The sequence below is a fragment of the Parasphingorhabdus sp. genome, from assembly GCF_059726685.1.
Genome location: NZ_AP041068.1, coordinates 1,827,499 through 1,844,126, shown reverse-complemented (window position 1 = coordinate 1,844,126; position 16,628 = coordinate 1,827,499). Strand labels below are relative to the sequence as shown.

The 16,628-nt window shown below is 52.6% G+C and carries 8 protein-coding genes and 1 tRNA gene; 2 read left to right on the top strand and 7 right to left on the bottom strand.

What is annotated here, in order from left to right; genetic code table 11:
* Positions 1 to 363: 363 nt before the first annotated feature.
* From AC6I9Z_RS09170 to AC6I9Z_RS09150, 5 genes are all read right to left on the bottom strand, one after another.
* Positions 364 to 774, bottom strand: coding sequence for a hypothetical protein (locus AC6I9Z_RS09170; protein ID WP_461455434.1), 411 nt, complete (start codon positions 772 to 774; stop codon positions 364 to 366).
* The gene (locus AC6I9Z_RS09165) at positions 771 to 1,238 is read right to left on the bottom strand and encodes a hypothetical protein (RefSeq protein ID WP_461455432.1); all 468 of its coding nucleotides are present in this window, start codon (positions 1,236 to 1,238) and stop codon (positions 771 to 773) included. Before AC6I9Z_RS09165 ends, AC6I9Z_RS09170 begins: the two co-directional genes overlap by 4 nt.
* A gap of 189 nt (positions 1,239 to 1,427) precedes the next feature.
* Entirely contained in the window at positions 1,428 to 2,900 is a 1,473-nt protein-coding gene (locus AC6I9Z_RS09160) for an HlyD family type I secretion periplasmic adaptor subunit (RefSeq protein ID WP_461455430.1), read from the bottom strand.
* Positions 2,897 to 5,077, bottom strand: a complete 2,181-nt coding sequence (locus AC6I9Z_RS09155; protein WP_461455428.1) for a type I secretion system permease/ATPase — start codon at positions 5,075 to 5,077, stop codon at positions 2,897 to 2,899. The genes AC6I9Z_RS09160 and AC6I9Z_RS09155 overlap by 4 nt, the downstream gene beginning before the upstream one ends.
* 284 nt (positions 5,078 to 5,361) lie before the next feature.
* Positions 5,362 to 5,437 (bottom strand) — tRNA-Thr (locus AC6I9Z_RS09150).
* Positions 5,438 to 5,650: 213 nt separating this feature from the next.
* Between AC6I9Z_RS09150 and AC6I9Z_RS09145 the strand changes: the two genes are divergently transcribed.
* A complete protein-coding gene (locus AC6I9Z_RS09145) occupies positions 5,651 to 7,003 on the top strand; it encodes a PAS domain-containing protein (protein WP_254054424.1) in 1,353 nt (450 codons plus the stop codon).
* Between the two features lie 184 nt (positions 7,004 to 7,187).
* Positions 7,188 to 11,870 carry an NAD-glutamate dehydrogenase gene (locus AC6I9Z_RS09140; protein WP_461455426.1) on the top strand — a complete coding sequence of 1,561 codons (4,683 nt, stop codon included), beginning with the start codon at positions 7,188 to 7,190 and terminating at the stop codon, positions 11,868 to 11,870.
* A gap of 27 nt (positions 11,871 to 11,897) precedes the next feature.
* On the opposite strand, the gene AC6I9Z_RS09135 is transcribed toward AC6I9Z_RS09140, so the two are convergent.
* Both AC6I9Z_RS09135 and AC6I9Z_RS09130 read right to left on the bottom strand, forming a co-directional pair.
* Positions 11,898 to 13,124, bottom strand: coding sequence for a DUF445 domain-containing protein (locus AC6I9Z_RS09135; RefSeq protein WP_254054425.1), 1,227 nt, complete (start codon positions 13,122 to 13,124; stop codon positions 11,898 to 11,900).
* Between the two features lie 74 nt (positions 13,125 to 13,198).
* Complete coding sequence (locus AC6I9Z_RS09130; RefSeq protein ID WP_461455423.1) at positions 13,199 to 16,618, bottom strand: efflux RND transporter permease subunit; 3,420 nt, start codon at positions 16,616 to 16,618, stop codon at positions 13,199 to 13,201.
* Between the last annotated feature and the right edge of the window lie 10 nt (positions 16,619 to 16,628).

The window sequence follows — 16,628 nt, the reverse complement described above, 5'->3', positions numbered from 1 at the left end:
AATATTTAGAACATCCAATGTTCTAACGACCAAATCCGTACCTGTTGGCGAATTATAATCACCGAACTCTCTGGACCCAAAAGGACTTTTGTTTGAAGTGGTAAATCCGAAAAGTTGATCTGAAGCTCTGTAGCCGTCCACCTCAATTTTAAACGCATAAGGCTGGTCAAAGCGCATTGCTAAACTGCGTCTCAACGCCGAGTTTTGCGACATAAAGTATATGGGCTGCACGAACTGTAAAACAGCCGAATATGGTACATTCCTGAAAACCATTCGTGGAGTTTTGAAGAAGCTATTTCTCGAAACAACCACCGTTCCATCACTCAAGCTTGTGACTTCAATAACCGGATTATCAGACATTATTTATTTCCCCACTTCTTGTTCAGCAAACTTTGTGGCAATCACAATCCCATTGAAGTTAAATCCATTGCAATTTAGTTTTCCATCATATAAAATCCCTAAGCTAATTGTTATTTGATCATTTGCATAACTCTCCAATATTTTGTACTTGTCATATAATAAATATACTCCGACATTAGTCTCAATACTGTTTGGATACTCGGGATCTTCATCAGTATAGTACCCCTGCAGATTTGTAATAGGCATATTGGAATAGACCTCTCCACTGCAGTTTTCTGCCAGTAAACGGAGATATTCTCTGTCCGGCATCTGCATGACGGCATCTGAAAATCGAACGGTTGGAGTTTCGGGTTCCGAGCACGAACTAACCATTGAGATTAAAACAACTAAAGGAAACAAGTGATAAAACCTCATTGCATCACCTTCAAACGGACCCGCGCGGCAACCAACCCGACCTGCTTCGCCCCCGTATCCACAGGAATAACCCGCCCCTTGGTGCCATTACCCACCGGCGGCGAGTACACCCAAATCCGGCCACCACTGTCACTCGCAGCCAACCGATACAGCTTCTTCGCCTTGCCCAAATCCCGCTCGACACCTCGTCCTTCTTCAAAGCGGATACCCAGCTCAAGCTGCGCATGCTTGTCGCCCCCTTGCGCCATGCGGGCAAGATCGGGCAGCGGAAGAGCGGTTAGATCGGTGGCAGTGGGGAGTGATGGACCATGGGATGCCGCAGCAGCGCTCGGCGGGGTGGTGAGGTCAATGCCCATATAGCTGGACGGAGCAGCGCAGGCGGCCAGAGCGATCGCTGTTCCTAACAAGGGGGTCACGCCCAATAGGCGCGTCCAGTTTTTTGCATAGCCCCTAATCAGATGCACAAAGCCCCTTTCTCCCTCGAAGCAGGGAGACGAATAATCAGCCATCCCGATCTTTATCGGTGATTCTGCGACCCTATTGAGAAGGCTAAAGCGTTTACTGGGATTTACAAGAGCTCGACTCGAAAATCATTTATCCATTTTGGATGTTTATTGAAAAGCCCCAGAATAGTGGGGTTTCCAATACTTAAACTATCGTTCACGCCCCGCTTCATCCATTGTCTTTGCAATGGGAGAGAGAAGATACTGGATGATACGCCGCTCGCCGGTCTTAATCTCTGCCTGCACCTGTAAACCCGGACCAATGGACTGGTTCTTGCCGTTGATCATCAGGTGGCGCTTGTTGAGCTTGATCCGGGCATCATAGACCAGGCCGAGATTCTCATCCTGGATTGCATCGCGGCTAATATTGTCCACCACTCCTTCGATCAGCCCGTAATCGGTAAAGTTAAACGCCTCCAGCTTCACCCGCACCGGTTGGCCTTCATAGATGAACCCAATATCCTTGTTGAGGATCTGCGCGCTGACCTGCACCTCGGCATCATCCGGCACGATCACCATGATCGGCTCTGCTGGCTGCACCACGCCGCCAATGGTCGTCAGGGTGAGCTGCTGCACGGTGCCATCGACCGGCGATTTGATCTGCTGGAACTCGCGCCGACGGGCTGACTTTTGCAGCTCTGCTCCCGCCATCGCCGATTGCCCTTCGGCTTCTGCCATTTCTGCAATCGCGCCGCGTCCAAAGGCTTCACGCAGGCGCCTGATCTGCGCCTCCAGATTGCGGATGGATGCGCGGGCTTCAGCAGCGCGAGCAGTTTGCACCGCGATATTCTGGATATGCTCCACGCGCAGCTGTTCAAATTCGAGCAGGCGCAGCCGCGAAAAATAACCTTTGTCAGCAAGTTCCTGCCTTGCGGCCAGCTGGCGATCAAGCAAAGGCAATGTCTGTTCCAGCTTGCTGATTTCGGCCTCCGCTCCGGTAAGCTGCGCTCGCCGTTCGGCGCGCTGTTGTTGGAGACCCGATCTCTCCGCTTCATATTCCGCGATGGCAGAGCGCACAAATTGCGACTGGGTGAGCGCAACATCAACCGGCGTGCCTGCGGGCGGAACGAAGCGGGCATCAAGCCCTTGCAGATGCGCCATCAGCGCATCATTGCGGGCGCGAACAATTTCGGCCGACATAAGCTGCTGAGAACTTTGCGCCGCATCGGCGTCACTGATCGTGGGATCCAGTTCGACCAGCAATTGGCCTTTCTTAACCCGCTGACCGTTCTTGACGTGAATGGCACGGATGGATCCGATCTCAATCGGCTGGATCACCTTACTGCTCGCCGAGGGCACGACTTTACCGGTGGCGGTAGCAACCACATCAACCTTCCCGATAAACGACCACAGCAAGGCTATCGCAAACAGGCTGCACAGGATCAGCATCAACCAGCGCAGACCAGGGCTGGCTGGCTTCTCCATAATCTCCAGGGCAGCCGGCAAAAACTCATGATCGCTTTGCGGTTTGGCATTTTCATCGGTCACATTCTGCTGCTTCCAACTTTCACGCAGGATCATCCAATGGCGCGTCAAACCGGGAAAGCGACGCGCGACGAAGCCTTCTTTTGCGGCTTCGTTTTCTTGGGCATCGTTTTCAGGGCTAGCTTGGTTTTCGCTCATGCCTCGATACCCATTTGCTTGTTGTACAACATCGCATAACGGCCATCGGCCTTGAGCAACTCATCATGCGTGCCGATTTCGGTAATATCGCCCGCTTCCACAGTCACGATACGATTGCACTGGCGCACAGCAGACAAGCGGTGAGCAATGATCATGACCGTACGACCTTGGGCGATCCTGCCAAGATTTTCCTGGATGATCTCTTCGCTCTCTGCATCGAGCGCGGAGGTTGCTTCATCCAATATCAATATGCGCGGATCGCCGATAAGCGCTCTGGCTATTGCCATCCGCTGACGCTGTCCGCCAGACAGGTTCGAACCGCGCTCATCGATGACGGTGTCATAGCCGTGCGGCAGTTCCAAGATAAACTCATGCGCACCAGCCAATGTTGCAGCAGCGATCACCGCTTCCATTGGACGTGTCGGATCAGCGAGAGAGATATTCTCACGGACGGTTCGGTTGAACAAGATATTCTCTTGTAGCACTACACCGATTTGTCGGCGGAGCCACGCGGGATCAACCAGAGCTAGATCGACGCCGTCAATCAGTACCCTGCCCTGCTCCGGTACATAAAGGCGCTGCACGAGTTTGGTCAGAGTGGATTTACCCGAACCCGATGGCCCAACGATTCCGAGCATCTCGCCTGATTTGACTTCGAGGCTTACGCCGCGCAAGGCTTCCGGTGCATCCGGACGGTAACGGAATCGCACCTTGTCGAACTCCACCCTGCCAGAAATGGGCGGCAGGCTTGCGCGGTTGGGATTATGCTCCGGCTCAGCAGGCGCATTGAGAACATCACCCAAACGATCTACAGAAATGCGAACCTGCTGAAAATCCTGCCATAGTTGTGACAGCCTGAGGATCGGTTGTGCCACACGGCCGGCAAGCATGTTGAAAGCAACGAGCGAGCCGACGGTCAACGTTCCTGCAATGACTGCTTTGGCGCCAAAGAACAGGATCGCGACTGTAGTCAGCTTCGAAACAGCCTGGATCAAATGGCTGCCCCAGTTGGACAGGATAGCGACCTTGAAACCTGTCTGAGTATAACCAGAGAAAAGTTTTTCCCACTTGTCCCGCATCTGCGGTTCGACAGCCATGGACTTGAGCGTGCCTATACCGGTCACCGTTTCGACCAGAAAGGCCTGATTCTCGGCGCCACGACGGAACTTCTCGTCCAGCCGCGCGCGCAGCGGTGGTGTGATGAACAGAGAAATCGCGATATAGATAGGGATAGTTAGTGCAACAATCAGTGTCAGCAGCGGTGAATAGATATACATGACCACAAAGAAGACGATGGTGAAGAACAGGTCGATCACCACTGTCACAGCATTACTGGTCAGAAACTCGCGTATCGTTTCCAGTTCACGCACGCGCGCTACACTGTCGCCGACGCGCCGCGCTTCAAAATAACTCACCGGTAAATTGACGAGATGCCGGAACATATTGGAGGATAGTTCTGCATCAACCCGGTTGGTCGTATGCGCAAAAAGCCAGTTTCTGAGAGCCGATAGAAATGTCTCCCAGATCAGTACTACCGCTAGCCCGAAGGCAAGTACTTCCAATGTGGTGAGTGACTGGTGAACCAACACCTTGTCGATCACCAGCTGAAAGAATATTGGTGAGGCCAAGCCCATAAGTTGCAGAAAAAAGCTGCCAATCAAGACGTCGCGCAAAGCCCGGCGATATTTGACCAAGGCGGGAATGAACCAGCTAATATCAAAAGGGCGTTTGTCACCTGCGACCTTTTCTCGAGAAGTCAGCAACAGCAAACGCCCCGCATAGGCGTCCTCAAATGCATCAGCGGACAAGACTTCGGGGCGTTCAGCGTCGCCGCGTTGGATCAGATAGCGCGGATTATCAATATCTTCTTCGATCTTGAGTAAAATGAATGCGCTATCGTCATTTGTCCTTACAATCGCGGGCAGCGGAATTTTGGACAGTTCTACGTGTGACGCGTCCCGAAGACGTGCAATCAGACCAAGCTTCTTACCAATACGTGACAAATGTTCCAGCGTGTAAGGCTCATCACCCTTACCGCGATCATGATGGATTTGCTGCGGGTCGGCTGGCAGTCCGAGAAATTTGGCCAGTAGCACAAAACATGCAAGCGCCGGATCAATTGGTCCGATTTGCTCGATGGGTTGATCTATGGTCTGGTCGTCTTCCCCGACAGACATATCTTACGCGCCCCCGCTATACTTAAGGCGCAGGCTAGTAACAGTGATTGTTAAGATTCGCCAGAAAAACTAATAGCCAACGTTTAACTACATAGATTTACTTGGTTTCTTTTTATGCGCCGACAGATTTACATCCATTTCGGATGGAAACTAAATATTTCTGCAAGCGGGACTAAAAATTTTGACAGACGCCTTAACTAAGGAGGGCCTGTAACCGACTGTAATATAGAGGTAAAAACAACACCTCCTACACACAGAAGAACTCAAAAAACTAGTGGAATGCGTGGTGCCGCTTAGAGGACTCGAACCTCTGACCCCATCATTACGAATGATGTGCTCTACCACCTGAGCTAAAGCGGCGCTCAATCGGTCAGGTGGGGTTATCCATCTCGACCGGCTGACGGAGGCGCCTTTAACAGCCGGTTTGTCCTGTGACAAGCCTGACCATAGATTCGCAACACGATTGCCAGATTTTCAGCGGCCCCGACGCAAGAAATCTTCAAAAGTTTACCGAATATTTACCATGGCTGCTGCAAAACGGCCCTGAAACAAATAGATTTAGTGGGATCAGGCATGGAAAATCTTCGTAATTCCGATGAAAATGGCGGTTTAGGTGTCGGCCTTGACGCCGATTACATCGCCTATGAAGATGAGGATGTAACCAACGATGCGCCCCCCGCAATTGGTCAGGATGAGCGGCGCATGCACGTGCGGGCCTATAATTTCTGGGCCGGACTGCTGGGTGAGCGTCAATTTCCAAGTGTCGAAGATCTCGATCCTGAATCGGATGATGATTTCGGACCTAACAGCGTTCTGCTCGACTTTACGAACGGCGTTGAGAATCCCTCAATCCAGTTTCTCGGCAAATCCCTGCGTAAAGAATGTGAACTGGACGACAGCATTACCTCGATCGATCAGGTGCCGGCACGCTCGCTCCTGTCACGGATCACCGATCACTATCTTCAGATTATCGCAAATCAGGCACCAATTGGTTTTGAGGCGGAATTTGTAAATCAGCGGGGCATTACGATCATGTATCGCGGCATATTGCTGCCCTTCTCCACCGATGACGATACAATTGATTTCATTTACGGAGTCATTAACTGGAAAGAGGTTGTCGCGGATGACTATGCGCAGGAACTCGAGGACCAGGTTGCAGAAGCGATGCGGTCCGCTCCGGAAAAAACCGAAACAGGTCCTATCTGGGCCGATGCTCCGGCATCCAGCCAGTTGGAGCTGACGGCCGAAGATGCAGCCGCTGCCACAGCAGCACTTGTCGGCGGTGATCATATCGATCTGGAAGATATTAGCGACCAACCCAGCGAAGATTCCAGCCTCGCCGACTGGTTGGTTGCGGCACGCAGCAGTGCAGACAATGCGGCACATAGCGAGCAGCGCAGCCGCGCAGCACTTTATAACGCCATTGGCCAGGCCTATGATTTTTACATCATGACCGAAGCACATCCGGATGAGTATGCCATCCTGCTTGAAGACTCCGGGTTAAAAGCGCAGGACCGTGCGCCGATGACCCCAATTGTGAAACTGGTTTTTGGTGCGCATTATGACAAAACTCGGCTGACGGAATATGCCGCTGCCTTACGTTATGCGAAGCAGGCGGGCATCGAAAAAGGAAGTTTTGCGGACTATCTGGAAAATCATGATGGCGGCCTGAAAGCCATCGTCTATGCCGAGAGAGATGCGCGCAATCCCAAGAAAAAAACATCTGATATCATCGTCCAGAATGATGATATCCTCGAACGACTGCGCAACGCACCAAGTCGGAAGCTTGCCGACATTGATACCGGTGATGAAGAATTTGTTGTGCTGGTTGCACGGCGGGATGACAGTGGGCAGTTGTCTATTGTAGGACCAGTTTTGGGCGATCAAAAGCTGACCGACAAGGCTCTCAAGCACACCAGCATTTGATAACGTCGACTCCGTAAAGATTAGCACGCACTGGTTTCATATGTAACCAATATATCACGCTTCTCCGGTAATTGCCTGCTGGCTTCCAGATTAGGTTCCATACACTCTTGAGCAACGCCAATATTGGGCGCATAAGCCCCGCAAATCGACGGAGTCTTTATCCGTACTGATATTTGGGGGAACCATGACCGGTAGCCGCGATACAAAAGCAGCGAAAACGACCACCTCAACGGCCGAAAAAACACTCGAAAAAAAACTGATCGCCGCTTTCAAGGAAAGCGCATTGCCGGGCGAAAATATCGGTTTTGACAATAAAGCATGCAAGGAAGCCGTTCACTTTGTGTTGACCGGCGGCCTATACCGAAACAGTTCCGACGCGAAATTGCAGCTGGAGAGTGTCATCAGTGCCAACGGTAGGCGGCATTTAAGACTTGCTATCGTCAATGACGACATGCCGTTTCTGGTCGATTCGGTATGCGCGACAATTGCCGGATTCGGTCTAAATATCCAGAGACTCATCCACCCGGTAATTGGTGTCAAAAGGGACGGCCAAGGTAAACTCTCCGCCATTCATAGCAATCCAGAGGGTGACGCCAGACGCGAATCAATAATCTATATTGAACTTGAACGCACCGACGCAAAAATACGCCGTGCGCTGGAAAAATCGCTTCAAAAGAACCTCAAGGATGTGGCCGCCGCGGTTGGTGATTGGATCGAACTGCAGGCAGCATTGGGATCGGATGCGGATAGCCTTGAAGAAGGTGAAGGTCGTGCGCTGTTAAAGTGGTTTCTCGACCGTAACCTCACACTGCTGGGGCATGAGCAGATTAATCAAAAGGGAAAGCGGACGCACAAGCTGGGCATATCACGAATGAGGGATAAACCTGCACTCTCTGTTGAGAGCCAGAAGCGAGCTTTCGACTGGTTCAAGTCGGGCGGTGAAGGCCCCCTGATTATCAAATCCAATCAGGTATCTTCGGTCCATCGGCATGTTTTGATGGATATCATCATCGTGCCCGTGCTTGAAAATGGCAAGCTGGTTGGCCTTTCCTTAACAGCCGGTTTGTGGACTAGCGCCGCCTTGGCTGCTCCGCCCGAAGCAGTGCCATTGTTACGGACTCAGATGACGAAATTGTTCGACAAATTTGAGTTTTCCGCTTCTGGCCATGCAGGCAAAGCCCTAACCCATACGTTGACGGCCCTACCCCACGACATTCTCATTACATTCAAGCAGGAATATCTTGAGAAGCTCGCTCTAATTTCGATGTCGCTGATTGATCGCCCGAGGCCAAAATTGCACAGCGTGATGTCCCCGCTCAATCGCCACCTTTTTGCATTTATCTGGCTGCCGCGCGAACAGCTATCCACAACGCGCCGTGAGAATATTCAATCTCTGCTCACCGAAGCCACCGGTGCCAAAATTTTGAGTTGGTCCAATACTCTGGACGAAGGCGGCATTTCGTCACTCCGCTACATTCTCGACATGGGCGCGGACAGCAAAATACCGGACCCAGATGCACTCGACAAAAAACTGGAAAATATGATCCGCGGCTGGCGTCCCGAAGTGGAAAGCCATCTCAGCGAGTTTGTTCCTGAGAATCGCGCCGCTGTTTTGGCGCAACGCTATGCTGATTGCTTTCCTGGCACTTATCAGTCCACCTATGGTGCAGAAGAAGCTGCCCGCGATATCATGCGACTCTTTCAATTGGAGCGCGGTGGACAAAAATCGGCACGCCTCTATCGTCTTGACGGCGATGCAGATCATATACTGCGCTTAAAAGTCTATCATCTGGGGGGCGTGCTGCCCTTGTCAAATGCGGTCCCAACACTCGAAAATTTTGGATTTTCCGTTCTGGAGGAAATGCCGACACCGCTGGATGAAGGGCGGCTTGGTTACATTCATGATTTTCAGTTGGCATTACGCAACCCGGATACCCGCGATGACCTGATTGCAAGAGCTGATGAATTGCAGGATGCGGTTACGGATGTTCTCGAAGGTGCCGCGGAGAATGATAATTTTAACCAGCTGATCACTGCCACAGGCATCAGCGCGCGATCGACCGTCTGGATCAGGGCATGGTTCCGCTATTTGCGTCAAACCGGCCTCAGCTACGGGATTGCGACCGTTGTGGAAGCGCTGGCGGAGGCAAGCCATGTCACCGAAGCGATGGTGGAATTGTTTACAGCCCTGCACGATCCGGATTTCGAAGGTGACAGGGAAAAAGCGGCGGCCGATGCAGTCAAAGCGATCGAGAACGGCCTGCTCAAAGTTCACGGTATCGACGATGACCGCATATTGCGCCTGTTTCGCGCGGTTATCGAGTCCATCCTGCGCACCAATGCCTTCTCACCACAAGGCAGCGAAGCGCTGGCCTTCAAGATAGAGAGCGCGAAAATCCCAGAACTGCCGGATCCAAAACCCTGGCGCGAGGTATTTGTTTACAGTCCGCGTGTGGAAGGGATACATTTGCGTGCCGGACCGGTTGCGCGTGGAGGCCTGCGCTGGTCCGACCGACGCGATGATTTCAGGACCGAGATTCTGGGTCTGATGAAGGCACAGCGCGTGAAGAACGCCGTCATTGTTCCCACAGGTGCCAAAGGCGGCTTTTATGCAAAGCAGCTGCCGTCGGGTGATGACCGCGATGCATTTATCGCGGAAGGCATCGCATCATATAAAATATTCATCAGCGCGCTTCTGTCGATCACCGATAATATTGAAAATGGTGACGTTGTTCCGCCAGAAGAGATTGTTCGCCTGGATGATAATGACCCCTATTTCGTGGTCGCCGCAGACAAGGGCACGGCCACCTTCTCAGACATCGCCAATGGCATTGCGATTGAGAATAATTTCTGGCTGGGAGATGCCTTCGCCAGCGGCGGAAGCAATGGCTATGATCACAAAGCCATGGGCATTACCGCACGCGGTGCCTGGGTGTCTGTCCAGCGTCACTTTTTGGAAATGGGCGTCGACGTTCAAAAAGACTCGATATCCGTCGTCGGTGTTGGCGACATGTCGGGCGATGTGTTCGGCAATGGCATGCTGTTATCCAAAGCATTGCGCGTCGTGGCCGCCTTTGACCACCGTCACATTTTCATCGATCCCGATCCTGACCCTGCGAAAAGCTGGAAGGAGCGTAAACGGCTGTTTGACCTGCCCCGTTCCAGTTGGGAGGATTATGACAAGAGCCTGATTTCCAAAGGCGGAGCCGTTTTCTCCCGTCAATCAAAGACCTTGAAAATAAACAAGGATATTGCCGCACTCGTGGGCCTCGTCGGTGAAAAAGAAGTAACACCGTCGCGTTTGATATCCGCCATATTGACCAGCAAGGCCGACCTTCTATGGTTTGGCGGTATCGGAACTTATATCAAGGCATCCAGCGAAAATCATGTCGAGGTGGGTGATCCTTCCAACGATAATATCCGCGTCAATGCCAGGCAGCTGCAAGTGAAGGTTATCGGTGAAGGCGCCAATCTTGGTATCACGCAAGCCGGGCGGATTGATTTTGCAGACTATGGCGGGCGGATCAATACCGATTTCATCGACAATAGCGCAGGCGTCGATTGCTCCGATAATGAAGTGAATATCAAAATTGCCCTGAATGCTGCGATGGCGAATGGCAAACTCAAGCCTGCAGCGCGAAACAAGCTTTTGGAAGCGATGACAGATGACGTTGGCGCATTGGTCCTGGAAGACAACCGGCTTCAGGCCCTTGGGCTGTCCATTGCCGAAATGGGCGGCAAGAAGACACTGCCATCCTATATTCGCCTGATAGATTATTTCGAGGAACAAGGAAGGCTCGACCGGGCTGTAGAAGGCCTGGCGGGTAATGAAGACCTGATCCGCCGCGGACAGGAAGATCGGGGATTATATCGACCCGAGCTGGCCGTGCTTATCTCGACCGCAAAACTTGCCTTGCAAGACGCGATCGAGAATAGTGATCTGAGTGACGATCCAGCACTGGATAGCGAACTGCTAAACGCTTTTCCTGCCGCGATGCAGAAAAAGCACAAAGCTGCGATCCTGAATCATCAGCTGCGCAAGGAAATTATCGCAACAAAATTGGCCAACCGGATGATCAACCGGCTCGGCCTGATTGACCCGTTCGAACTGGCCGAGGAAGAAGGCTCGTCACTTGGCGAAGTCGCCGCGGCTTTTGTAATGGCGGAACGCCTGTTTCAGGCCGACAAGCTTTGGGTATCTCTTGAACAGGCAAAAATCGGTGAAAGCATACGCTTGGTACTTTTTGACCGGTTTGCCTACGTCTTGCGCTCGCACATGGCAGATCTGATGCGTATCGGATTGGCCGACGGGCCCATTGACGATGCCGTCAAGATGCTCTCGCAGGGGATCGCTCTGCTGGATGAGAAGGTCGACAGCCTGATAACGGAGGAGGGACAGGCAGAGGCAGCCAAGCAGACCAAATTGTTGGTGGAAGCTGGTGCGACCAAGGAAATTGCGCATAAAATAGCGAATATCTATAAAAATGATGGAGCCGCTGGCATCGCATTTCTCGCCAAAACGCGAGAGATTAATGCTGTCAAAGTCGCCGCCGCCTTCACCAAGTTGGGTAGCCTTTTGGGGTTGGACTGGGCACAGATGACTGCGACCCGGATCAACCCATCAGATCCATGGGATCGCCTGTTGGTTGCTGGTCTGGCTCGCGATTTTCAGCAGATGCGGCTGGATTTCCTGAAAAGGGCGCGCAGCAAGGACATGGATCAGTTTCTGGAAAGCTGGGCCGATAAAAATGCGCAGCGGGTATCACAGTTTCGCCAGATTATTGATCGTGCTCAATTATCCCCTCGCCCCTCCATCGCCATGCTCGCGCAAATTGCCGGACAGGCGCGGATATTACTTGGCCGCTAAATGATGTTAAACAGCCTGGTAGGGGCCTTATATCCAATAGCCCAGCAGATGGAGCAGCGTGCCAACCAGTCCGCCCACCAGCGTGCCGTTAACCCGGATATATTGCAAATCCCGGCCGACAGCATTTTCGACGCGGTCCGTGATAGTCTGCGCATCCCAGCCGCGAATGGTTTCTGACACCAGCTTGACGATATTGTCACCATAGCTTGCAACCACCCCGACCACTGCACGGCGTGCAAAACGGTTCAACTGTCGATTGAGCAACGGATCCTTCTGCAAACTGCTACCCAGTTGCATCAACGCGTCGCCAAAATGACCGGCCATCGCCGCTTCTGGATCACGCGATGCTTTCAGCAAAGCCTCCCGCCCCGTTTCCCACATCCCGTCAATCCAGCTGGCAATTGCCGGGTTTTCGATCATCTCGAGCTTCCACTCATTCACCCGTTGCCGCAATTCAGGATCGTTCTTCAGCTCCTGTGCCAGTTGCGCCATGCTTTCTTCGGTCTTCGCGCGCACCGGGTGCTGTGGATCTGAGGCCATATCGGCGAGTAATTTGTAAAGCCCGTCAACCACCTCGTTAGCCAACCGGTCATCCAGACCGGTCCAGCGCATTACTGTATTGGCGCGATCATGGACAATCGCGCGAATGACATATTCGTTGGCGTCAAGCGTTCGATAAGCCCACTTGATCGTTGAATCGATCAGCGGCCCGTGACGGTTTTCGGCCATTACCGATTCCAGGATTTGCCCCATCGGGGTCGCCAGATCGAGTTCCTTTGCCTGTGTTTTCACGGCGCCTTTAAACATGCTGCCCAGCCTGTCCTGGTCAAGCGAGCCGATAATGTCACCGATCAGTCTTGACGCCCCCATGCGCAACCGCCCCTGCCCTCCACTCGGCGACTTCAGGAACCGTCCGACACCGCCGGCCAGATCAACACCGTGCATCCGCTGTGCCACGATGCGGGAAATCAGGAAATTTTTCTTGAGGAAGTTTGCTAGCGTATCGCCAATCCGATCCTTGTTACGCGGTATGATCGCCGTATGCGGGATCGGTAGCCCCATCGGGTGACGAAACAGGGCGGTCACGGCAAACCAGTCGGCTATACCGCCGATCATCGCCGCTTCCGAAAAAGCGCGGACGAAGCCGAGAGCAGGATGTACCTCCTCATAGGTTTTGGACGTGAAATAGATCACCGCCATCAGAACCAGCAAACCGGTCGCGATAATCTTCATATCGCGGCCACCATTATTCATATCCGCTAGGATTGTGGATGGACCAGAAACCGGATTGCTATTCGACGTGGGCGCCAATTTAGAAGAAAGCGGCTTCACTCGGCTGGCTGAACCTTTGGCTTGTCATCCGCGTCATCACCTGGGTCGAAAGTGAGCAACGTCTTGCGCAGCCATGGGCCAACGCGGCGCTCAAACCCATCAGCAAGACTGAAGCCGGCTGGAACAATTACCAGAGTCAGAAGCGTGGATACGATCAATCCGCCGATCACCACCGTACCCATGGGCGCGCGCCATGCACCATCGCCAGACAGTGATAAGGCGGTTGGAACCATACCAGCAGTCATTGCCACGGTCGTCATGACAATGGGCTGTGCACGCTTGTGGCCAGCATCCATAATGGCTTCGAATTTCGGAATCCCTTTGTCCATCTCGATCAGCGCAAAATCAATCAGCAATATCGAGTTTTTACTGACAATCCCCAGCAGCATTAAAACGCCGATCAGCACCGGCATCGACAATGGCTGACCGACCAGCCAAACAAGGAAGATACCGCCGAGCGGCGCCAACGCCAATGAACCCATGTTCACCAGTGGCGACATCAGACGTTTGTAAAGCAAGACCAGTGTGGCAAATACCAGAAGCACCCCGGCAACGAGTGCGATCTGGAAGTTTTCCAATAATTCCAATTGCCATTCTTCATCCCCGAAAGGCGCATTGGAAACACCAGTTGGCAGATTCTGCATGATCGGCAATTTGTTGATGGCGATCATTGCCTCGCCCTTTACAACATCTGGAGCAAGGTCAGCGCCAACAAATGTCCGGCGGTTCTGATTATAGCGCTGGATTGCCGTTGGACCGGATCCAAAACTAACCTTCGCCACCCGACTTAAAGGTACGGTGCCGCCACTCGCAGTGGGAATAGGCAGGTTCTCAATCGTAGTCAGATCGGTGCGTGATTCTTCCGGCAGCATCACGCGGATTGGAATCTGGCGGTCTGACAATGAGAATTTCGCCGCATTTTGATCAATCTCTCCCAATGTCGCAATGCGGATCGTTTGGCTGAGCGAAGATGTCGTCACACCCAGTTTGGACGCAAGCCCGGTATAGGGCGTGATCAGGATTTCTGGCCGGCTAAGGTCTGCATTAATGCGCGGAGCCACGATGAGGTTAACATCCTTCATCTGTTCGACAAGCTCTACAGCTGTTTCATCCAGCAATTTGGGATCGGAGCCAGTTAGCATGATCGAAATGTCACGGCCTGTACCGCCGCCGCCGCTTTGTGACTGAAAAGAAATACGCGCATCGGGTATCTGTTGAAGAAGCGGAGCCATGCTGCGTTCAAATTCAATCGACGTTTTGTCACGTTCTTCCTTGAAGTTTACGAACACGGTCGCATTGGTTTCCCGAACACGCGTCAAAGCTCGTTCCACCTCAGGTTGCTCATACATAAGCTCAGAAACCTGATCAGCAATTTTCTCAGTTTGCTGAAGCGTGGTGCCGGGCACGACCTCAATCTGAACGCGGCTCGAATCCTCGTTAATCGTAGGCTGGAATTGCCCGGGAACGGACGCAAATAGTATAATAGTGATGATAAAGGCAAAAAGCCCCAGGCCCATCATCCATATCCGGTGATCCTGACCACGTGCACGGAAACGCGTCGCACGGTAGTGATACCATTGCGCAAAATTGGTGCTGACCGCTTGTATGACGAATGGAATGATGAAGGCCATCAGCCAGGCAGCAGCGAAGCCTGCGACGATACCGACCAGCAAACTGATAAACGCGCTAAAGAATACACTTGGTAATATTTCAGCCAAAAAGCTGTTGACCATGTAGCCCGTCGCAAAAGCGGAACCGACAAATGTCAGAGTGATCAGGGTAAAAAGTAGAAACCCGATCAGATATTGCCACCAGGAAATTTTTACCGGGGTCAGATCGCGTCTAATCTCATCAGCTTTCGACTGATCCAGACACCAATTCAGCAAGCGCAAATACCGATCCATCCAAACGCCTTCACCATGTTCGGCATGGCCTTTGGATTGCAGGAAATAGGCGGCAACCATCGGTGTGATCATCCGCGCAACCGCCAGACTCATCAGCACAGAAATTACGACCGTAATCCCGAAATTCTTGAAGAACTGTCCCGAAATACCGGGCATTAAGCCCACTGGCAAGAACACCGCGACAATACAGAAAGAGGTTGCAACAACGGGCAGTCCAATTTCATCCGCCGCGTCAATAGAAGCCTGATAAGCGGATTTACCCATCCGCATATGGCGCACGATATTCTCAATCTCCACAATCGCATCATCAACCAGCACACCGGCCACAAGGCCAAGCGCGAGAAGCGACAGGAAGTTAAGATTGAACCCCAGCAGGTCCATGAACCAGAAAGTCGGTATGGCGGACAGCGGAATGGCGATGGCAGAAATAAAAGTGGCCCGCCAGTCGCGCAAGAACAGGAAGACCACAACCACAGCCAATAGCGCACCTTCCATCATGGCTAGCATAGAGCTCTTATACTGGGTCTTGGTATAATCGACGCTGCTGCCAAGACGGATGAATTCGACACCGGGATTTTCTTCGGTGATGCTGTCCATAATCTCGATCGCATTGTCATAGACGGTCACGTCGGATGCCCCGCGAGCACGCGACATCGAGAAATTCACGACCTCCACGCCTTTGACCTTGCTGATGGAACTGCGCTCGCCAAAGGAGTCGGTTACATTAGCAACTTCGCTTAATTTTATGGTCTGGCCATTGCCCAGGGAAATCTGGGTCTGGGACAGAGCATAAGCATCTTCCGCATTGCCCAGAACGCGAACCGATTGCCGTGTACCGCCAACCTCGGCCCGGCCGCCCGCGGCATTGACATTGACCTGCCTCAGGACGTTGTTGATCTGATTGGCGGTCACGCCCAACGCCTGCATCCGGTCCGGTTTCAGGATGACCCGGATTTCCCGGTCAACACCGCCAAACCGGTCGACCTCGGCCATCCCCTCGACAGTCAGCAGCCGCTTCGCGACAGTATCGTCAACGAACCAGCTCAATTGCTCTACCGTCATGTCATCGGCCTTCACTGCGAAATAGGCAATAGGCCCGCCCGCGACATCAACCTTTGCGATTTGCGGTTCCAATATCCCTTCGGGCAAAGAACCACGCGCCTGGTCAACGGCATTCTTTACCTCATTCACAGCGTCGTTTACATCAGCGCCAATTTCGAACTCGACAAAAGTTCGGCTGTTACCCTCACTGGCCGTGGAACTGATATTCTTGACGCCGCTGATGGCGCGCACAGCCGCCTCAATCCGCTGGGTAATCTGGTTTTCAATTTCCGTCGGTGCCGCGCCTGGTTGGGAAATCGTCACCCGAACAGCAGGAAATTCAACATCAGGGTTATTCACCACATCCATGCGGTTGAAGCTCAACACACCCGCAAGCAACAGAGCTGTGAACAGCACTAGCGGAACAACAGGATTGCGGGTTGACCATGCGGAAATATTGCGAAGGTTCATGGCTTAATCT